The 19,524-nt window shown below is 29.3% G+C and carries 19 protein-coding genes, 1 riboswitch and 1 other annotated feature; of the genes, 4 read left to right on the forward strand and 15 right to left on the reverse strand.

The genetic code is table 11. The features are described 5' to 3' along the window. Positions 1–11: 11 nt before the first annotated feature. Both OIF33_RS13475 and OIF33_RS13480 read right to left on the reverse strand, forming a co-directional pair. Positions 12–530: a spore maturation protein gene (locus OIF33_RS13475; protein WP_322504780.1), complete on the reverse strand. Its 519-nt coding sequence runs from the start codon at positions 528–530 to the stop codon at positions 12–14. An 11-nt stretch (positions 531–541) separates the two neighbouring features. Beyond that, positions 542–1,120, reverse strand: a complete 579-nt coding sequence (locus tag OIF33_RS13480; protein WP_322504781.1) for a nucleoside recognition domain-containing protein — start codon at positions 1,118–1,120, stop codon at positions 542–544. A 113-nt stretch (positions 1,121–1,233) separates the two neighbouring features. Here OIF33_RS13480 and OIF33_RS13485 point away from each other — a divergent pair, with 113 nt between their 5' ends. Beyond that, positions 1,234–1,419 (forward strand): hypothetical protein, encoded by a 186-nt coding sequence (locus OIF33_RS13485; RefSeq protein WP_322504782.1) that lies wholly within the window; start codon positions 1,234–1,236, stop codon positions 1,417–1,419. A 40-nt stretch (positions 1,420–1,459) separates the two neighbouring features. On the opposite strand, the gene OIF33_RS13490 is transcribed toward OIF33_RS13485, so the two are convergent. From OIF33_RS13490 to OIF33_RS13510, 5 genes are all read right to left on the reverse strand, one after another. Beyond that, positions 1,460–2,830, reverse strand: a complete 1,371-nt coding sequence (locus OIF33_RS13490) for an MATE family efflux transporter (RefSeq protein ID WP_322504783.1) — start codon at positions 2,828–2,830, stop codon at positions 1,460–1,462. 188 nt (positions 2,831–3,018) lie between these two features. Next, the gene (locus tag OIF33_RS13495) at positions 3,019–3,651 is read right to left on the reverse strand and encodes a hypothetical protein (RefSeq protein ID WP_322504784.1); all 633 of its coding nucleotides are present in this window, start codon (positions 3,649–3,651) and stop codon (positions 3,019–3,021) included. Positions 3,652–3,771: 120 nt separating this feature from the next. Continuing rightward, positions 3,772–4,464 carry a cytochrome c biogenesis CcdA family protein gene (locus tag OIF33_RS13500; protein ID WP_322504785.1) on the reverse strand — a complete coding sequence of 231 codons (693 nt, stop codon included), beginning with the start codon at positions 4,462–4,464 and terminating at the stop codon, positions 3,772–3,774. 4 nt (positions 4,465–4,468) lie between these two features. Then, entirely contained in the window at positions 4,469–4,897 is a 429-nt protein-coding gene (locus tag OIF33_RS13505) for a thioredoxin family protein (protein ID WP_322504786.1), read from the reverse strand. Positions 4,898–4,994: 97 nt separating this feature from the next. Beyond that, the gene (locus tag OIF33_RS13510; RefSeq protein ID WP_322504787.1) at positions 4,995–5,993 is read right to left on the reverse strand and encodes a LacI family DNA-binding transcriptional regulator; all 999 of its coding nucleotides are present in this window, start codon (positions 5,991–5,993) and stop codon (positions 4,995–4,997) included. A 331-nt stretch (positions 5,994–6,324) separates the two neighbouring features. On the opposite strand from OIF33_RS13510, the gene OIF33_RS13515 reads away from it, so the two are divergent. Next, positions 6,325–6,654: a rhodanese-like domain-containing protein gene (locus OIF33_RS13515; protein WP_322504788.1), complete on the forward strand. Its 330-nt coding sequence runs from the start codon at positions 6,325–6,327 to the stop codon at positions 6,652–6,654. A gap of 98 nt (positions 6,655–6,752) precedes the next feature. Here OIF33_RS13515 and ileS read toward each other — a convergent pair whose 3' ends face one another. Then, complete coding sequence (gene ileS, locus OIF33_RS13520) at positions 6,753–9,872, reverse strand: isoleucine--tRNA ligase (RefSeq protein WP_322504789.1); 3,120 nt, start codon at positions 9,870–9,872, stop codon at positions 6,753–6,755. Positions 9,873–9,969: 97 nt separating this feature from the next. Continuing rightward, positions 9,970–10,251, reverse strand: a binding site (T-box leader). 284 nt (positions 10,252–10,535) lie between these two features. Here ileS and OIF33_RS13525 point away from each other — a divergent pair. After that, positions 10,536–10,751 carry a (2Fe-2S)-binding protein gene (locus tag OIF33_RS13525; RefSeq protein ID WP_322504790.1) on the forward strand — a complete coding sequence of 72 codons (216 nt, stop codon included), beginning with the start codon at positions 10,536–10,538 and terminating at the stop codon, positions 10,749–10,751. A gap of 201 nt (positions 10,752–10,952) precedes the next feature. Here the strand turns inward: OIF33_RS13525 and OIF33_RS13530 are convergent, their stop codons facing one another. The 5 genes from OIF33_RS13530 to OIF33_RS13550 form a co-directional block, all read right to left on the reverse strand. After that, positions 10,953–11,561: a DUF1643 domain-containing protein gene (locus OIF33_RS13530; protein WP_322504791.1), complete on the reverse strand. Its 609-nt coding sequence runs from the start codon at positions 11,559–11,561 to the stop codon at positions 10,953–10,955. 144 nt (positions 11,562–11,705) lie between these two features. Further along, the gene (locus OIF33_RS13535; protein WP_322504792.1) at positions 11,706–13,634 is read right to left on the reverse strand and encodes an ABC-F family ATP-binding cassette domain-containing protein; all 1,929 of its coding nucleotides are present in this window, start codon (positions 13,632–13,634) and stop codon (positions 11,706–11,708) included. Between the two features lie 343 nt (positions 13,635–13,977). Continuing rightward, the gene (thiT, locus tag OIF33_RS13540) at positions 13,978–14,586 is read right to left on the reverse strand and encodes an energy-coupled thiamine transporter ThiT (RefSeq protein ID WP_322504793.1); all 609 of its coding nucleotides are present in this window, start codon (positions 14,584–14,586) and stop codon (positions 13,978–13,980) included. After that, a complete protein-coding gene (tenA, locus tag OIF33_RS13545) occupies positions 14,586–15,251 on the reverse strand; it encodes a thiaminase II (protein ID WP_322504794.1) in 666 nt (221 codons plus the stop codon). The genes thiT and tenA overlap by 1 nt, the downstream gene beginning before the upstream one ends. 314 nt (positions 15,252–15,565) lie before the next feature. Beyond that, a riboswitch (TPP riboswitch) is annotated at positions 15,566–15,668 on the reverse strand. A 67-nt stretch (positions 15,669–15,735) separates the two neighbouring features. Beyond that, positions 15,736–16,050 (reverse strand): hypothetical protein, encoded by a 315-nt coding sequence (locus tag OIF33_RS13550; RefSeq protein ID WP_322504795.1) that lies wholly within the window; start codon positions 16,048–16,050, stop codon positions 15,736–15,738. A 238-nt stretch (positions 16,051–16,288) separates the two neighbouring features. Between OIF33_RS13550 and OIF33_RS13555 the strand changes: the two genes are divergently transcribed. Further along, entirely contained in the window at positions 16,289–17,464 is a 1,176-nt protein-coding gene (locus OIF33_RS13555) for a class I SAM-dependent rRNA methyltransferase (RefSeq protein ID WP_322504796.1), read from the forward strand. 445 nt (positions 17,465–17,909) lie between these two features. Here the strand turns inward: OIF33_RS13555 and OIF33_RS13560 are convergent, their stop codons facing one another. Together OIF33_RS13560 and OIF33_RS13565 are read right to left on the reverse strand one after the other, a co-directional pair. Beyond that, complete coding sequence (locus OIF33_RS13560; protein WP_322504797.1) at positions 17,910–18,257, reverse strand: DUF1667 domain-containing protein; 348 nt, start codon at positions 18,255–18,257, stop codon at positions 17,910–17,912. A 2-nt stretch (positions 18,258–18,259) separates the two neighbouring features. Further along, positions 18,260–19,513, reverse strand: a complete 1,254-nt coding sequence (locus tag OIF33_RS13565; protein ID WP_322504798.1) for an FAD-dependent oxidoreductase — start codon at positions 19,511–19,513, stop codon at positions 18,260–18,262. Positions 19,514–19,524 lie beyond the last annotated feature (11 nt).

A 19,524-nucleotide genomic window follows, 5' to 3' on the forward strand; every position in this document is an offset into this window, starting at 1 on the left:
ATTTTATTCAACTAAAATCCAAAAAACATACTTACAATTAATACAGCCATTATTATAGCTGTTATATCAGCCATTAAAGCGGCCCAATAAGTATGTCTTATTTTTTTTATTCCAACAGCTCCAAAATAAACTGTTATAGTATAGAATATAGTTTCAGTTCCTCCCATTATTACAGAGGAAATTAATCCAGCTCTTGTATCTGGTCCCAATGTATTTATTAATTCGGTATATACTCCTAAAGCTCCACTTCCTGATAAGGGTTTAATTAACACTAAAGGAACAACTTCTTTAGGTAATCCGATTAACGAAACAATCGGCTCCATAAGATTATTTAATAAATTAAGTAAATTAGCATCCTTAAATATTCTTATAGCGATCATCATAGCTAATAAAGCCGGAAAAATCTTAAAACAAACCATTAATCCTTCTTTCGCACCTTCTAAAAACCACTCATAAACTTTTCTTCCTTTAAACATTCCATATACTATTATTAAAAGAAATATTATTGGAATTATGTTACTCGTAAACAAAACTATCCCTCCTAAAAATATCGTTGTAGTATTTTACAGCATATAATACCTACACAGCAGGCAGTAAAAGTACATATTATTGCTGGAATTATTATACTTGCAGGCTCACTTGATCCTGCCGCCGCTCTTATAGAAATAACCGTAGAAGGTACTAATTGAATACAGGCTGCATTTATAACTAAAAATAATGCCATATCATTTGATGCCTTGCCATCAGTTTCTTTATTAATCTTGTTTAATTCTGTCATTGCCTTTATACCAAGTGGAGTTGCTGCATTGGATAATCCAAACATATTGGCTGTTAAATTCATAACTATAGCACCCATAGCTTCATCACTATGAGAACTTTCCTTAAACAGTTTTCTTAGTATAGGATTTAGTAACTTTGCCACCTTAGATGTTAATCCACTTTTTTCTGCTATTTTCATAACACCACACCAAAAACACATGATACCAACTAATGAAATTATAAACTTTACAGCACCATCTGAAGATTCTGTTAAGCCTTTTGTAATCAACTCTCCCTGGCCTGTCATTATGCTAAAAATCAATCCTAAGGCTATAATTGCAAACCATATATAATTAATCATCTCTCCTCCTGAATCATAAGTAATTTCTGTATAATATATGCCTTGCATAGTTAGAATAGTAGTGTTACCATAAAACTACAAAGAACGAATTTACTTCAAAGGAGAATTTTTATATGAACGAAAAAAATTTAGAATTAGCTCAACAAGATATAGATGAAGTTTTAAAAACTGTTGAAGAGCTAGAAATCCAACTAGATTCAACTGATTTATCAAAGGATGATATAAAACAAAAATTCGTTACTCTAACAGAAAAAGTAAGAAAACTGGAAGATTTATTAAAAGATGAAGGTATTATATAAATAAAAAAGCTGAGTTTAGAAAATCTAAACTCAGCTTTTTTTAAATCGCTTCTTCGGCGTCTTCTATAACATCTTCTCTTTTGAATTCTTTAACTATAAACATTCCAGTTATTATTGTTGATAAGAAGTCTGATACTGGACCAGCTAACCAAACTCCTATTAATCCTAAACCTGCAATTTTAGGTAATATTAAAGTTAAAGGAATTAAAAGTATAACTTGTCTTAATAAACTTAAGAATGTAGCTAATTTAGCTTTACCTATAGATTGGAAGTAATTAGATCCAATTATAGATATTCCTATTATAGGCATCATGAATAAGTAAATTCTTAAACCTGGAACTCCTATTTCTAATAGTTTAGGATCCGCATTAAACATACTTATTGCAATCTCTGGGAATGTTTGAATGAAGATTCCTCCTAAAACAAGTATTATTGTAGCTGCAATAATTGCTAACTTCACTGTTTTTTGAGCTCTATCATACTTTTTAGCTCCATAATTATATCCAATTATAGGCTGTGAGCCTTGGTTAATACCGAATATAGGCATTAAGAATATCATTGATATTGAAGAAATTGCAGCCATAGCTCCTATAGCTAAATCTCCACCATAAGTCTTTAATGCATTGTTAGCTATTACTTGAACTACACTTGCAGCCATCTGCATTGAAAATGGTGCTACACCTATAGCTAAAATTATCTTAACTAATCTCCAGTCTAATTTAAGAGTTTCAAATTTTAATTTTAAATTTGATCCTCCTAATGTATAGTAGTAAAGCATTATTAATGTAGTAACTATTTGAGAAATTACAGTAGCCCAAGCAGCTCCTTTTATTCCTAAGTTAAATACAAATATAAATACTGCATCTAAAATTACATTTATAACACATCCAAGTACCATTACCGCCGCTGACATTTTAGGATTACCATCAGCTCTAATTGTACTATATAAAGAGAATGACATTAAATTAAATATAGTTCCTAAAAGAATTACATTTATATATTCTTTTGCATAAAAAATTGTAGCATCACTTGCTCCAAATAAATGTAAAATACTATTTGCAAAAGCAATTCCAACAATAGTTAAAACTAAAGATATTATTGTTATTAAAACTACAGAGTTTCCTAATATTTTCTCTGCATCTTTTCTATTATTTTGTCCAAATTTTATAGAGATGTTTGCAGTAGCACCTATCCCTATAAGCATTCCAAAACCAAGTAGTATAGACATAATTGGCATTGTTATTCCAACACCAGTAATAGCCATAGGACCAACACCAGGTATGTGTCCAATAAACATTCTATCAACAATATTATAAAGTGCATTTACAAGCATACCTATAATAGCCGGTACTGAATACTTAATCAAAAGCTTAATTTCTGATTCTTCCCCTAGTAATTTTTGATCTTTCATAAGCCTCTCCTCCTTTAATCCATATTTCTTAAATATATGTTAACCAATCTATTATACATTAATTTAAAATTTTTCGTCAGTAAAATTTTTTAAATAAAAAAAGCTATATATAAAACCTAACTATTTTAATCTACAAACTCTAAATATTTATAGATTTATAAGTCAGATTTTTATATAGCCTTTAAACTTTATATAGCTAATTCTTTGTATATTAAATTTCCTGATATTAAACTAAGAGCTGTAGCTATGTTTAATACTAATGAAAATATAATTATTGATGCTTGGCTTTGATTTAAAAACATTGCAAACATTGTTGTAGCAAGGTTAATTAAAATTACTAATAAAAATTGCTTTAAAAGAATATCTAAAAAATTATTTTTAACTAATGAAAAACTCTTTTTTATACTCTCTATAACATTTATATTTTCAAATATAGAACATTGCATAGCTATTATAAAAAATATTGATAATATTATTCCTGCTGGTGCAAATATACTTGATCCTAAAGAAATCGCAAAGTTTTGTATCATAAACACCCCTAAAGGAAATATAGGATTTTTAAATGATGATTTTATAGTCTCAATCCAAGATATCTTTTTCCCATTAATAAAATTATTAGCTAATTTTATTATAGCTATGGACGAAAATCCTAAGCTAAAAATACTTATTACAGAAAATATGGTATTTCCTCTTCCTATAAGAGCAGGAATTGCAAAAAGTACTGATATCATTGCTATATCTACTAAGTTTTTAATAAATATGTTAAATACAGATTTTAAAAATTGTCCAACTGATGATTTTTTATTCATATTTTGTTCCATAATAATCCTCCAAACAAAAATCTCATTAAATAATTAATATTAATCATATCAAAATTAATATTCTTTTTGTTTGTGTTCATTTTAATTTAACACTTTCTGTATATTTGATTTACATATTCCTTATACCCCTAAGTAGAATAGGTAAAAACCTACCAATATTATTATTACACCTAAAATATTTTTTAATATCTTTCCTGTTTTTTTCCCCTTTTCTGAATAAGCTATTTTTTCAACAAACCCAAAGGATGTTCCTGCAAGTATTATTAAAACGCTATGTCCTAATGAATACATAAGAAGCATTAATATTCCTAAGGCTAAGTTACCACTAGCTGCTATAAAAGCTATTATTGCCGCCATTATAGGTGTTGCACAAGGGGAAGCCAATACTCCACTTAATATTCCTAAGAAAAATGCATCTAAAATTCCCTCTCTTTTTTTAGGTATTTTACAAGAATCTTTTTTATCTCCAAATAAATTTATTACATCAAGAACTTGTAAGCCAGCTGCTATCATAATAAAAGCTAATACTATATACCAAAACTTTCCCGCTCCTAAAAAAGCTTTTCCTATTACAGCTGTAAATACTCCTATTAACGTGAAAGTTAATCCTAAGCCAATTGAAAATATTATGGAATATTTAAATGCCTTCTTATTATCTTTTACTCCACTACCTTGGACATAACCTATTAGAAGTGGAATAGAAGAAAGAGTACATGGGCTAAAGGAAGCCACAATACCTGCAAAAAATGATAGTATTAAGGCTAAAAAAATATTATCTGAAATCACACTATTAAAATATGATAAAAACTCCATAATTCTATTTAACCCCCAAAGAATTTAGAATAGTCTCTATACTACTAGCTCTCATAAGCCCTTGATGAGTGTAGAACTCTTTTCCATCTTTATCTAAAAACACTGTAGTTGGAACTACATTAGCTCCATATTTATAAGCTAAATCCATATTCTTATCTTCCTCTAATCTAGCATAATAAATATTGAAAGCTCCTTTTCTATCTTTTGCTACATTACTTAACTCCTTTTGCATTTCAACACAATAAGGACAAGTATCAGTTTTAAACATTATTATAGTTGGCACTCCGACTTTTGCATCTTCTAGGTTACTAATTACATTAATTTCTGAATCGCTTGTTTGTTTCTTTTTCTCAATATAGTTTTTTCCAAAATATATTCCTACTAACGAGAAAACGATTAGAAATAATATTATCACGTTTCTTTTATTTCTCATATAAATTTCTCCCCTACCAAATTAAATTTTTGTATAAAAAAAGGTAACATAACTTAATCTTATGTTACCTAATGATTATGCATTTTTTATGCATTAATTACTTACAACTATCTCTTTCTATTAAATCATGATCTAATACAAAGTGATCTTGGTCTAATGGTTTATTGTTTATTATTTTTATTAACATTCTCATAGCTATTGATCCCATATCATACATAGGTTGTGATACAGTAGTTAACTTTGGATAGAATACGTGTGCTAAATCTATATCATTAAATCCTATAACACTAACTTCTTCAGGAACTTTTATTCCTTTATCTCTTAAAGCGTTTATAGCACCCATAGCTATTTCATCAGAAGCACAAATTACTCCATCTATATTTTGATTGTTTTCAAGCATTGCTACAATAGCATCATATCCAGTCTTAACTTTTAAGTTTTTAAAGTAAGTTAATTCCTCTTTGAATTCTATTCCAGCATCCTCTATTGCAGCCTTATATCCTTTGAATCTTTTACCCCAAGCATTGTTTAAATCGCCTTCAACACCTATGAAAGCTATATTTTTCATGTCTTTATCAATTAAATGCTTAGTAGCTTCATATGTAGCTTTTTCATTGTCTATAGTTACACTTGGAAACTTACCATTTTGTTCATCGTTCTCAACTAAAACTGTTTTTAAATCTAATTCATTTATTAAATTTAAAGTTTCTTCTCCTAATGATGAACTCATGTAAAGAACACCATCAACCATTTTTTCCTTAAGAACTCTTAAGTATTCCTTTTCTTTTTCTAAATCTAAGTCTGAATTACATAACATAACATTATATTTATATATGTTAGCTACATCCTCAGCACCTCTAACTATTTCAGGATATATTTGATTTGATATATCTGGTACTAATATACCTACTGTTCTTGTTCTATGTGTTTTTAAACTTCTTGCAACTATATTAGGTCTATATCCTAATTTTTTTATAGCTTCTAAAACTTTTTTCTTAGTCTCTTCGTTTACAACGTCTATGTCATTTAATACTCTTGAAACTGTTGCTATTGATACTCCGGCTTCTCTAGCAACGTCTTTAATTGAAGCAGCCATCTAACTCAACTCCTATACTCTAACTTATTCCTATCTATTATCTTAGTACTTCAATATTATAATGATAACTTTACATTTATACAAGGAATTTGTGTATATTTGTGTAATTTGCTTAAATTCCTCTTAACTTTTTTAGTCGAAAAACGTTTTCTTATTAATAATTGTAATAAACTTCAAGTATTAATTCAATGTAAAAATTATTAGATACTATAATTTTTCTACAATAATTAAATTATGTTGTATAATCAAATATATTATTACTTATTGATATGTTAACCATACTTTTTAAAATTTATAATCACTAAAAGATAATTACTAGGAGGAAACTTTAATGTATAAAGACATAGATATAAAAGATTCTATAAAATTAATGAATGAGAATAAAGAATTATTAATTTTAGATGTGAGAACTGAAGAGGAATATAAGGAAGATGGGTTTATAAAAAATGCAAAGCTTATTCCTTTAGGTAGATTATTATTCTCTTTAGACGAACTTGATGGATATGAAGATTCACCAATACTAGTGTACTGTAGAAGAGGTTCTAGAAGTATGCAAGCTTGTGAAATATTAGAAGATAATGGATTTACCGAACTTTATAATATGATGGGTGGTTTTTCAAAATTAGTTAATGAAGGTCCTAAAGAACTTTACACTAAATAATTTAAATAAAAGGCTATGTTTTAAATTAATGTTGATTTTTAGCTAAAACATAGCCAAATAAAAAAGAGAGCAATTTAATTGCTCTCTTTTTTTATTTACTATGCTCTTTTTGCAACAGCCATCTTTAAGATTTCACCATTTATCTTAGCCTCTGAGTAATCAGCTTCTCCATTATAAATAACTTCTTCAGTTAAAGTTTCTTTCTTTATAACATCTTCAAACTTCTTGATTACATCTAAAAGCATATCATTGTCACCAACATAAAGAGTTATTTTATCAGCAACCTCAAATCCACTTTCTTTTCTCATGTTTTGGATTTTTGATATTATTTCTCTTACATGACCTTCTTCTCTTAGTTCATCAGTTATAGTTGTATCTAAAACAACCCCTACTGAACCTTCTCCAGCAAATGCGAATCCCTCTAATCCTTGCATTGTTACAAGTAAGCTTTCTGCATTTAATTCTATTTCATTTCCATCTATATTTATAACTTCTGTTCCGCCATTTTGGATTTTTTGAGCTAATTCCATTTGGTCTCTTGAAGCTATTTCTTTTCTTATAGCTGGTATTAACTTACCATAAGCTCTTCCTAAAACAGGTAGGTTAGGTTTGATTTCGAAGTTAACATACTTAGAAAGGTCAGCTCCTAACTCAACTTCCTTGATGTTTAACTCATCTTTAATTATGTCTCCATAATATTCAGGAAGCTCTGTAGTTGAAAGAAGCATCTTTGAAAGTGGCTGTCTATTCTTGATGTTAGCAGCATTTCTTGCACTTCTTCCAAGCTTAACTATCTTGTAAGCTAAATCCATTTTTTCTTCTAACTTCTTATCTATAGCCTTTTCATCAACTTCTGGCCATGCTCCTAAGTGAATACTTTCTAGAGCATTTTCATCTAAGTTAACTACTAAGTTTTGGTAGATTTCTTCTGTTATGAATGGTACAAATGGAGCAGCAACCTTACATAAAGTTACTAATACTCTGTATAAAGTAGTGTATGCACCAATCTTGTCATCAGTTAATTCTTCTGACCAGTATCTTGCTCTGTTTCTTCTTACATACCAGTTTGATAACTCATCTGTGAACTCTTCTATTTCTAAAGCAGCTTGAGTTATTCTGTAGTTATTTAAGTGATCATCTACATCTTTAACTAAAGTATTAAGTTTTGACATTATCCATTTATCCATCACGTTATCTGATACGAAATCTTTATACTCTAATGGATTGAATTTGTCTAACTCTGCATATAAAACATAGAATGAGTAAACATTCCATAATGTACTTAAGAATTTTCTTTGAGTTTCAGCAACGTCTTCTATTGAGAATCTAGTTGGTAACCATGGAGCACTAGCAGTGTAGAAATGCCATCTTGTAGCATCAGCACCTTGTGAATCAAGTACTTCAAATGGATCAACTACGTTACCCTTAGATTTTGACATTTTTAAGCCCTTCTTATCAAGAACGTGACCTAAAACTATACAGTTTTCAAATGGATTTCTATCAAATATAGCAGTTGATATTGCTAACATTGTGTAGAACCATCCTCTTGTTTGGTCAACAGCTTCTGATATGAATTGAGCTGGGTAGTTTTGATCAAATAACTCTTTGTTCTCAAATGGATAATGAAGTTGTGCAAATGGCATTGATCCTGAATCGAACCAACAGTCAATAACCTCAGCAGTTCTCTTCATCTCCTTATTACAATGAGGACAATTTAAGTGAACTTTATCAATGTATGGCTTATGAAGTTCTATATCTTCTGGAACATTTATTCCTTTAGTTTTTAGTTCTTCTATACTTCCTATACATTCTCTGTGTCCACACTCACATTCCCATATTGGAAGTGGAGTTCCCCAGTATCTATCTCTTGAGATACCCCAGTCTATAACATTCTCTAAGAACTTACCAAATCTTCCGTTCTTGATGTTATCTGGGTACCAGTTTATTTTTTCATTATTAGCTAAAAGTTTATCTCTTAAAGTTGTCATTGCAACAAACCAGCTATCTTTTGGATAGTAAAGAAGTGGAGTGTCACATCTCCAACAATGTGGATATGAGTGAGTATGCTTTTCAGCTTTAAATAATTTATTTTCTTCTTTTAAGTAATCAACGATTTGTTGGTCACATTTCTTAACGAATTTTCCAGCCCAAGGAGTTACTTCTTCTACAAAGTTACCACTTAAGTCAACTAAGTTTAAGAATGCTAATCCATTTTGCTTTCCTATTAAGTTATCATCTTCACCATACGCAGGAGCTATATGAACTATACCGGTACCATCTGATAAAGTTACGTAGTCACCGTGAACAACTACGAAAGCTTTTCCTTCAGTTGGAGTTACGAATGGTAATAATTGCTCATATTCCATTCCTAATAATTCTTCACCTTTGAATTCTCTAACTATTTCAAATCCTTCTCCTAAAACCTTAGGTGCTAAATCTTTAGCTAAGATGAATATTTCATCTCCTTCAACTTGCTTAGCTTCTACATAGTCATAAGCTTTATTTATACATAAAGCAACGTTTGAAGGTAAAGTCCAAGGAGTTGTTGTCCAAGCTAAGAAGTATTTGTTATCTTCTCCTTTAACTTTAAACTTAGCTATAGCAGTTAAGTCTTTAACATCCTTGTATCCTTGTGAAACCTCATGTGATGATAAACTTGTTCCACATCTTGGACAGTAAGGCATTGTTTTATAACCTTTATATAAAAGTTTTTTATCCCACATTTGCTTTAAAGCCCACCATACTGATTCTATGTATGGATTATGGTAAGTAACATATGGATTCTCCATATCTACCCAATAACCTATTTGCTCAGTCATTTTTTCCCACATGCTAACATATGTGAAAACACTATCTTTACATTCAGTTACGAATTTTTCAACACCGTAATCCTCTATTTGAGGTTTACCTGATATTCCTAACTTCTTCTCTATTTCAAGCTCAACTGGAAGCCCATGAGTATCCCAACCTGCTTTTCTTATAACTTTATAACCCTTCATAACTTTGTATCTTGGGATTATATCCTTCATAACTCTTGTTAATACGTGACCTACGTGTGGCTTACCATTAGCTGTTGGAGGACCATCATAGAATGTAAAGTATTCACCATCTTGGTTCATATCGAAGTTTTTTTGTATTACATTTTTTTCTTTCCAAAGGTTTGCAACTTCTTTTTCTACGCCTACAAAACCTTTAGGTAATTCAACTTTTTTGTACATATTGAAACTCCTTTCCTTCTCTTATTTAATATTTAAATTATTTACTTATAATTGCTTATCTAGACAAAACTTAGTGAAAAATAAAAAAACTCCATCCTAAAAGGACGAAGTTATATTCGCTATACCACCTAAAGTTCAAACCTATCTATATAATTCAATTATAAATATTAAAAGTTTACGTGTTTACGATAGGTAATTAAAAGCACTTACAATGCTCGCATCCTGTAACGTGGATATACGGGATAACTTAATCAGAATCTATTCCTTTCAGTCTCCAACTCCCAGGTGATTTTCCTTAGATATCCTTATAGTCTCGCACCAACCAACTACTCTCTGAATAAGGTTTTATATAAGTACTTGCCCTGTTCACAGTCTTTAAAAAAATTATATAATAGCACTTTTAAAAAGTCAACGAAACAAATCCATATATTTGAAAGCTTTGATTATTTATTTAATTTATTTCTTAATAAAAAATCTATTTTGGTACAACCTAATAATTATAAGTATCAACTTATATATTTAATAAATAAAATTAATTAATAATTTTTATTATTTAATGTTGACTTTTCTTATCAACTAACTTATAATTAAATCATCAAATACATTCCATTCCCTTTTGTTAATCGTGCTGTTTTACTTTGATGTATTAGGAGGAAAAATAGTATGACTGATAACAATAATTTAAATCAACAAGTAATTGATAAAATGACTAAAGTTTGTATCTGCAGAGCAATCTCAAGAGCAAAGATAAAAGAAGCTATCAAAAATGGTGCACACACAGTTGAAGCAGTAGCTGAGGTAACTGGTGCAACAAAAGGTTCTTGTAGAGGTTGTAGATGTAGAGACAAAATTGAAGAATTAATTGAAGACAACCAATAATTCTTTTAAGCAAAACTTATTTACTGTTTTAATTTTGTATCTCCCTAAAAAGAGTACCGAAAGGTACTCTTTTTTTTATTTTAACTTGCCCATAACTATTAACTTTTAAATAATATTTTAGCTTTATATAAGAATTAGCTTTAATTAAAAAAGCAAAAAAGTACGAGCAATAGGAGTATCATCACTACTGCTCGTACTTTTTTAAATTTCAAATTCGTTTAATGGTAAGTTTTTTGTCCAACCATTATAATGTCTAGGATATCCTTGATTTGTAAGTGCTCCTACAAAATAAAATTTCTTTACATCAAAGCAATTATTCTTAACCACTTTAAATCCTTTTAAAAGATAATGTAATCTATTTTCATATACTCTTCTAATATCTTTAGACGTTGGCTCTCCCCAAGCAAAGATTATATGAGTACTATTTATTAAACTTTCAAATATGATTAAATCATTTTTTAAGTACTCTCCATTCTCAATAAACCCATCATTTCCGCATAGGAATAGCTCGCCTTTGGTATTATAAACTTCTTCTAAAACATCTTTGCTGTATTCAATAACAGGAAATAGGAATACGAAATTTATTTCTTTTATTATTCCAAGTTCATCCTCATTGTTCATTAAATATTTTATAGCCTTATTTAATTCTTTTTTTAGATCCTCAATGTTATGTGATTTTGGAGCTCTAGTAATAACTAATATATTACTTTCACCCTCTTCATTAATAGGAAAAGTAACTTTAAACCCTCTTCCACTTTCATGATCTACTAAAACATTTATATTATTTGGATTTTTACAATACTTTTGCATAAGCGCTCCCCTTTTTACCAACTCTTGTTCCTCAAACTCAATATATTAGTATTAAGTATATTCTCACTTTAGTTTAGTATATAATCGAATCTTTAGAAATTCTACAAATTTATATAAATTTAATTTATTCACCTAAATAATGAACTATTTATTCTTCTTGTTTTCCTCTATTTGTGCAGCTAACTCATTAAGATATTCCCATCTCTCATACTTCTGAGCTAACTCCTCCTCAGTTTTTGCTTTATCTTCCATTAATTCTTGAAGTTTACCGTATTCTGATGCATGTTTTGCCATTAAAGAATCTAATTCCTCTATTTTTTCTTCAATAGCCATTATATCTTCATCTATAGTTTCAAATTCCCTTTGCTCTTTAAATGAGAATTTTAATACTTTATTTTTGTTTTTATTTTTATCCACAGATGACTCTTTTTTATTTTTATCCACAGCTACTTCTTTTTCTTTACTTTCAACAGCTTCTATCTCTTTACTTAGAAGATAATCCCCATAGTTACCAGTATAGATATCTATTTTTCCATCTCCTTCATAAGAGAATATCTTGTTACAAATTCTATCTAAGAAATATCTATCATGTGATACAGTAATAACAACTCCACCAAAATCATCTAGATAGTCTTCTAGTCTATTTAAAGTTTCAATATCTAAGTCATTTGTAGGCTCATCTAGTAAAAGAACATTTGGAGCTTCCATTAAAACTCTTAAAAGATGAAGTCTTCTTCTCTCCCCACCTGATAACATTCCTATCATTGTCCATTGAAGTGTACCATCAAATAAGAATTTTTCACACATTTGTGATGCTGTTATTCTTTCACCTGTAGCAGTCTGTAAATACTCTCCTGCTTCCTTTATGTAATCTATGGCTCTCATTTCTGGATGCATATGTGTATCCTCTTGTGAGAAACAAGCTATTTTTACAGTTTCACCTTTTATTATTTCACCATTATCTGGTGCTATCTTTCCTTCTATCATACCCATAAGTGTTGATTTTCCAGCTCCATTAGGTCCTACAATACCTATTCTATCACTTCTTAAGACTATGTAGTTAAAATCATCAACAATCTTTTTATCTCCAAAGCTTTTATTTAAATGTTCTATTTCTATTATTTTCTTACCTAATCTAGTTCCCATAACAGAGATTTCTATATTTTCATTTTCAATAAAACCTTCTTGATTTACTAATTCATCAAATCTTTGAAGTCTAGCTTTTTGTTTAGTAGTTCTAGCCTTTGCACCTCTTCTTACCCAAGCTAGTTCTTTTCTCATAAGGTTTTGTCTTTTTTCCTCACTTGCCTTTTCTATAGCTATTCTCTCCATCTTCTTTTCTAAGAAAACAGAATAGTTTCCATCATAGCTAAATAATCTACCTCTATCTAATTCTAATATTCTATTAGTTACTCTATCTAGGAAATATCTATCATGAGTAATCATTAAAAGAGCACCTTTTCTACCATTTAAGTAATCTTCTAACCAACTTATAGTCTCGTTATCTAAGTGGTTAGTAGGCTCATCTAATATTAATAGTTCACTAGGAGTTATTAATGCAGCTGCAAGCATTATTCTCTTCTTCTGTCCTCCAGAAAGATTTCCTACCTTTTCTTCAAAATTAGTTATTCCAAGCTTAGTTAAAACATTTTTTGCTTCACTTTCCATATCCCAAAGATTTAAAGCATCTATTTTTCCTTGAAGTTTTATTATCTTTTCTGAATCTATATCGCTATTTTCGCCTTTATTTATCTTTTCTAAAAGTTCTTCATAATCTCTTAGAATTCTCATTTCTTCTGAGTTACCTTTGAAAACTTGCTCTAAAACAGTAGCATTATCATCATAATCTGGTGTCTGAGAAAGGTATTCTATCCTTACTCTATTACCTTTTGTTATTGTCCCTTCATCAGGCTCTTCTACTCCTGCCACTATCTTTAAGAAAGAAGATTTTCCTGTTCCGTTAACTCCTATAAGCCCAATCTTCTCACCATCATTTATTCCTAATGATATATTATTAGCTAAAATTTTCTCTGAATAGCTCTTACTTATATTTTCAAGAGTTATTAAATTCATCAGTTATCCATCCTTTTCAAAACAAATCTTATTCTCATTATAATATAAAGTTAAAGTTCTTCCAAAAGTAAAATAAGGATTGTATCAAAAATAACTTAAAATAAAACTTATAAACATATTATGAGAATTACTGGATTTCATTAAGAATTCATAGCTATTCTCTTAATACTCTTTATAAATTTTATTTTAAGCTTTGATACAACCCTATACTAATTTAAATTATTCTATATTAATTTTCTAACTTGTTATATTTTAACTTGAAATTTTCCTTATCAAGTCTCCTAAATCCTCACAAAATTAATTCTACTACTCTTTCAAAATCTTTATAAAGCATATTTGCTTTCTAAATTCTATTAGACAAAGGTTTCATTCTCCTAGCTAACAATTGTATTGGCATTAAAGTTAATACTATGGTAGTCAGAAAACTTTCAACTCCTGCACTACTTACATTATAAATTATTGAATAAATCCATAAATTCATACCTGGAGGCGCATATTGGCCAAAGAAAACTACCCCTGAAACGACACTTATAAATGTACTTAAAGCGCCTGCCATAAATGATCCTAAGAATATTTTATACTTTTTATCTATTCCAAATGTTCCTGCTAATCCTAATGCCATATTAGCTAGTATGTAATCAAGAAAAAACTGTACTGGATGAACAATAAATGCTCCATTTAATGTTTTTAGAAGACCAAAGATTAATCCTCCTGTAACACCAACAGTTCTTCCATACACTAAGGAAAGAAGCATTATTGGTAGCATTGAAAAGAAAGTTATTCCTCCACCTTGTGGATATCTAACTAACGGAATAATATAAAGCACGTAGGAAATTGCTACATTTAATCCAATCATAACAATTTCTTTTGTTGTTATTTTATGCTTTCTTAAATCTAAAATATATAAAGCTAATAATACAAATTCTATTAAGGCTACTAAATAAACATCCATTACTCTTCACCTTCTTCATATGCCATATTCCAAAAGTCAAGTTCATATAAACTTGCCCTTTTAAATATCTCTATCAGTCTATTTTGTTTTTCCTCTGATAAATCTGAACAAGTTTTATCCACATATTCTAACCATCTATCAGTAAACTCAGCAAATCCATCTGAAGCATACTCTTCAATCCACGGTTTAAAAAAGTTTTTTTCTAGTTTATCAGCATATTTCTCAGCAATATATCTTCCTATATAGCTATAACTCCAAGTGCATGGTAATGTTGCTATAGCTATCTCATCTAAGTCACCTTTTAAAGCTATAGCTTGCATATAGCTTGTATAACTTATAGTAGTGCCTTTATATTCTCTTTTTTCAGCCTCTATTTCTGATATTCCAAAATCTTTTAAGTATTCTATATGGACTGCTGTTTCATCTTCCATTGTTCCTTTTGTAGAACTATAGAAAAATCTCATTTCTTCCATAGTTCTGGCCTTAACTACACCAATACAAAAAATCTTAGCATATTCTTTTAAATAAAGGTAATCTTGAACTAAATACTCTTTGAATTTATTCTTATCAAGAGTTCCTTCTCCAATTTCTTTTATAAATGGGTGTTCTAAATACTTGTCCCATATCGGCATAGCCTCTTTTAATAATTTTTCTGTAAATCTCATATTTGACATCTCCTTTAATCTTATGATTAAACTTAATAGCCCAAATAAGGATTACCTAAAAGTTTCATAAAAGCATATAAATCTTAAACTTTTTAAATAAAAACTCTACTTTAAACCATTATTAATTTTTAGGTAGAACTGTAAGTCATCTTAATGAGTAATACTTTACTAAATTATTTTAGTTTTGAAAGTCTAGCTAAAAATCAATATTTACTTAAAACATAGCTAAATAAAAAATAAAAGCTGCATCCATTGTAGGATGCAGCTTAATTTATAAAAAGTCATAATACTCTAAATATATAAAATACTATTATAAAACTTTCTACTGGCTTTCCTACGCTGGTATTACCCAGATCAGGTTTAAGGGTTAATAACAAAATGTTATCTCTCAGCCAAATGGCACCCCTAGCTATAAAGTCTATAATAATTATATATATTTTTTTTAATAAATTCTAGTTTTTTCTTTCTCAAGTAAAAATAAAGTCTAAAACCTCATATAAAAATTATTCCAATAATCTTTATTGCTCATCATCATCTTTCTGATTTCCTCATCATTACCATATTCATCATACCATCTTTCTAAAATTTCATAGGCAATACCATGGTATATTAAGCTTCCTATGACAAAAGGTTTAGCCGGCACATCACTTAAAGATATTACTGTTATACCAGTTCCTATAGTCCCATATATCATAGCTCTCTCTGGGGTTGCAAAGGTCTTTGCCTTCTTTTTAAAATCAGACTCTCTTATGTATTTTCTTAATCTTTTAGGTGTTGGAATAACGATAGCTTTTATCAATTTTATTCAATCCTTAAAATTACTCTTATTAAAAATATATATTCAGTATTTAATCTTTATTCTAAAAGTATTGTTTTTTAGCTGAATATATCTTTAAAAAATTTTTTAAAAATAAAACAGAAATAACCATGGTTAAACTTCATATTTATTTCCTACTCTTTAAATATATTTTTAACCTATTGAAAGACTTAATATGTGTTATAATCTTATAAGAATTATTTTGGAAGGAGCTATTTAAATGGCGAGTAAGTTTTATTTACACAAAGGGAAAAATAAAAAAGCTGAACAAGGTAGACCTTGGATTTACATTGATGAAATAAACGAATATGACGGAGATTACGAAAACGGAGATATAGTTGAAGTTTATAATCATAAAGGTTATTTCCTAGGAAAAGGTTACATAAATGATAGAAGTAAAATAACTATAAGATTAATGACTAAGAATATAGATGAAGAAATAGATGAAGACTTCTTCAAAAGAAGATTTAAAACTGCTTGGGAATACAGAAAGAGAGTTATAGACACATCTTCATGTAGATTTATCTTTGGAGAAGCTGATTTCCTTCCTGGTTTAACAGTTGATAAATTTGAAGATTATTACGTAATTCAAATATCAACTCTTGGAATGGATAAATATAGAGATTTAATAGTAAAAATCCTAGTTGATGAATACGGTGCTAAGGGTGTTTATGAAAGAAGTGATATAAAAACTAGGGAAATAGAAGGTTTAGAGCAAAGAAAAGGCTTCTTAACTGAGCCATTTGATACTGATATACAAATAGTTGAAAATGGTGTTAAATACATAGTTGATTTAGAAAATGGTCAAAAGACCGGTTTCTTCCTAGATCAAAAAGAAAATAGAGCTGCAATGCATAGAATATGTAAAGACATGGATGTTTTAGATTGCTTCACTCATACTGGTTCATTTGCTTTAAATGCTGGTATAGCCGGTGCTAAGTCAGTTTTAGGAATAGATGTATCTCAACACGCCGTTGATTGTGCTACAAGAAATGCTGAGCTTAATAATCTTCAAGATGTTGTTAAATTCGAAAAACACAATGCTTTTGATGTTTTAGGTGATTGGTCAAGAGAAGGAAAACAATTTGATGTTGTAATATTAGATCCACCAGCTTTTACAAAGTCAAGAAACACTGTTAAGCAAGCTATTAGAGGATATAAAGAAATAAACCTTAGAGGAATAAAGATGGTTAAAGAAGGTGGCTACTTCGCAACATGCTCTTGCTCTCATTATATGGATGAAGAACAATTAAAGAGAACTGTTGCTGAGGCTGCTCATGATGCTAGAAGAACTTTAAGACAAATAGAAGTTAGAACTCAAAGTTCAGATCATCCTATACTTTGGAACTCAGATGAGTCATACTACTTAAAATTCTTCATATTCCAAGTATTCTAAAAAAATTTTAAATTAAATGCATATTAAAAATAATACTGGTTAATATAATAGTGTAGCAAGAAAAGATTAAAAACTTAACCTTTTACTTATAAAAAAAGAGGTGCTTACAAAATGGCATACACTCAAAAATTTATATTTAAAATTTAAGTAATAATTAAATATTAAAATATATTATTACTATGAGGTGCTTTACAAAAATAGCATACACTCATTAAATAGTTATAAATATCTTTAGTATTTAACTATCTGTTTTAAGCTATGCACTAATTAGGAGTGCATTTTCTATCCTAATAATGTACATATAATATTAGATGTATTAAAAGGGAAAGGTATCTGAAATTCAGATACCTTTCTTCTTTTGTCTCTATATAATTATTTAAAAGGCTATGTTTTAACTAAATATAAAAATTTACCTAAAACATAACCTTATTAAAGCATTTATTTTCTATGAAACTGTTTTTGCAGAAACTATACTAACACCAGTTCCTAAAACATCCTCTATGATAACATCTCCAACTTTAATAGGAAGATTAATAGAAGCCTTATTAATCTCTTTCATAACATCAAATATCATTCCCTTTGGAATAGGTTCCTCTGTTTTAACTGGTATAACCATATTGTCACAGCCATCTATTTTAACAGTTGAGGTTACTATTCTTGTTGGATTTTTAACCTCATTTAATCCATAAATTTCTCCTCTTTTGCATGTATTTCCTGTAACTTTTTCTAAATCTGTATCTACTGTTAAATGACATCCTCTAGGACATACTATACAAATTAATTCTCTTACCATGATTATTCACCATCCTCTAATGAAATTGTTATTGATCCCTTAGCATCTTTAAGTTTATCTTTAAGTATTGTAATTCTCTCCATTTCTGCAGGTACAACATGAGGTTTTTTAAAGCTTTGAAGAACATTTCCTTCTTCATCTCTAACTATAATCTGTTTATTCTTAAATACATTTCTAACTCTCATAAACACATTCAAGTTTCCATCTAAAGATTCAATTTCAAATTTTTGAGGAACTGTATAACTTATATTTTCTCCATTTTTTATTTCAACAAAGTTATTTAATCTCTTTTTACCTTTAATATATTTTGCAGCATTCTTACCTGCATTTTTTGCTTCCTCAGTAACAAAATCAACTAGGTCATGAACATGAACTACATTACCACAAGCAAATATTCCCTCTCTATTTGTTTCCATACTTTCTGAAACCACAAGTCCATTAGTTCTAAAATCTAATTGAACTCCTGCATTTTTTGAAAGCTCATTTTCTGGAATTAACCCAACAGATAATAATAATGTATCAACATCAAACTCTATTTCTGTTCCTTTTATAGGTTCTCTATTTTCATTAACCTTAGCTATAATTACTTTTTCTAATCTTCCATTTCCTTTAACATCAACAACTGTATGAGATAGATATAATGGAATATCATAGTCCTCTAAACATTGAACAATATTTCTAGTTAAACCATTTGAATAAGGCATAAGTTCAACAACAGCCTTAACTTCAGCGCCTTCAAGAGTCATTCTTCTAGCCATTATAAGACCAATGTCTCCTGACCCTAAAATAACAACCTTCTTACCAACCATATATCCTTCCATGTTTATGAATCTTTGAGCCGCTCCTGCAGTAAATATTCCTGATGGTCTGTCTCCTGGGATACTTATTGCGCCTCTTGTTCTTTCACGACATCCCATAGCAAGTACTATAGCTTCCGCTTCTATTGTTAAATATCCTTTTTCAGTATTTATAGCATGTATTACTTTATCTTCAATTTCTAAAACCATTGTATCTAACATAACCTCTATGTTAGTTCCTTCTACCATATCAATAAATCTTCCAGCATATTCAGGTCCTGTAAGTTCTTCTTTAAAGGTATGAAGACCAAATCCGTTATGAATACATTGATTTAAGATTCCACCTAGTTCTTTATCTCTTTCTATAATTAATATTTTTTCTATTCCATTTTCATAAGCTTCATAAGCTGCTGCTAATCCTGCTGGACCTCCACCTACAACTACTAAATCATATTTCATAACCTTAATCC

The organism is Clostridium sp. LIBA-8841, assembly GCF_034439435.1.
GTDB lineage: Bacteria > Bacillota > Clostridia > Clostridiales > Clostridiaceae > Sarcina.

What these genes read in the sequence shown, in the direction of transcription:
- OIF33_RS13490 (WP_322504783.1), bottom strand. Translation starts at nt 2,830, where the DNA reads ATGAAAGATCAAAAATTACTAGGGGAAGAATCAGAAATTAAGCTTTTG.
- thiT (WP_322504793.1), bottom strand. Translation starts at nt 14,586, where the DNA reads ATGGATGTTTATTTAGTAGCCTTAATAGAATTTGTATTATTAGCTTTA.
- OIF33_RS13480 (WP_322504781.1), bottom strand. Translation starts at nt 1,120, where the DNA reads ATGATTAATTATATATGGTTTGCAATTATAGCCTTAGGATTGATTTTT.
- tenA (WP_322504794.1), bottom strand. Translation starts at nt 15,251, where the DNA reads ATGAGATTTACAGAAAAATTATTAAAAGAGGCTATGCCGATATGGGAC.
- ileS (WP_322504789.1), bottom strand. Translation starts at nt 9,872, where the DNA reads ATGTACAAAAAAGTTGAATTACCTAAAGGTTTTGTAGGCGTAGAAAAA.
- OIF33_RS13485 (WP_322504782.1), top strand. Translation starts at nt 1,234, where the DNA reads ATGAACGAAAAAAATTTAGAATTAGCTCAACAAGATATAGATGAAGTT.
- OIF33_RS13515 (WP_322504788.1), top strand. Translation starts at nt 6,325, where the DNA reads ATGTATAAAGACATAGATATAAAAGATTCTATAAAATTAATGAATGAG.
- OIF33_RS13565 (WP_322504798.1), bottom strand. Translation starts at nt 19,513, where the DNA reads ATGAAATATGATTTAGTAGTTGTAGGTGGAGGTCCAGCAGGATTAGCA.
- OIF33_RS13530 (WP_322504791.1), bottom strand. Translation starts at nt 11,561, where the DNA reads ATGCAAAAGTATTGTAAAAATCCAAATAATATAAATGTTTTAGTAGAT.
- OIF33_RS13510 (WP_322504787.1), bottom strand. Translation starts at nt 5,993, where the DNA reads ATGGCTGCTTCAATTAAAGACGTTGCTAGAGAAGCCGGAGTATCAATA.
- OIF33_RS13495 (WP_322504784.1), bottom strand. Translation starts at nt 3,651, where the DNA reads ATGGAACAAAATATGAATAAAAAATCATCAGTTGGACAATTTTTAAAA.
- OIF33_RS13560 (WP_322504797.1), bottom strand. Translation starts at nt 18,257, where the DNA reads ATGGTAAGAGAATTAATTTGTATAGTATGTCCTAGAGGATGTCATTTA.
- OIF33_RS13505 (WP_322504786.1), bottom strand. Translation starts at nt 4,897, where the DNA reads ATGAGAAATAAAAGAAACGTGATAATATTATTTCTAATCGTTTTCTCG.
- OIF33_RS13500 (WP_322504785.1), bottom strand. Translation starts at nt 4,464, where the DNA reads ATGGAGTTTTTATCATATTTTAATAGTGTGATTTCAGATAATATTTTT.
- OIF33_RS13555 (WP_322504796.1), top strand. Translation starts at nt 16,289, where the DNA reads ATGGCGAGTAAGTTTTATTTACACAAAGGGAAAAATAAAAAAGCTGAA.
- OIF33_RS13525 (WP_322504790.1), top strand. Translation starts at nt 10,536, where the DNA reads ATGACTGATAACAATAATTTAAATCAACAAGTAATTGATAAAATGACT.
- OIF33_RS13535 (WP_322504792.1), bottom strand. Translation starts at nt 13,634, where the DNA reads ATGAATTTAATAACTCTTGAAAATATAAGTAAGAGCTATTCAGAGAAA.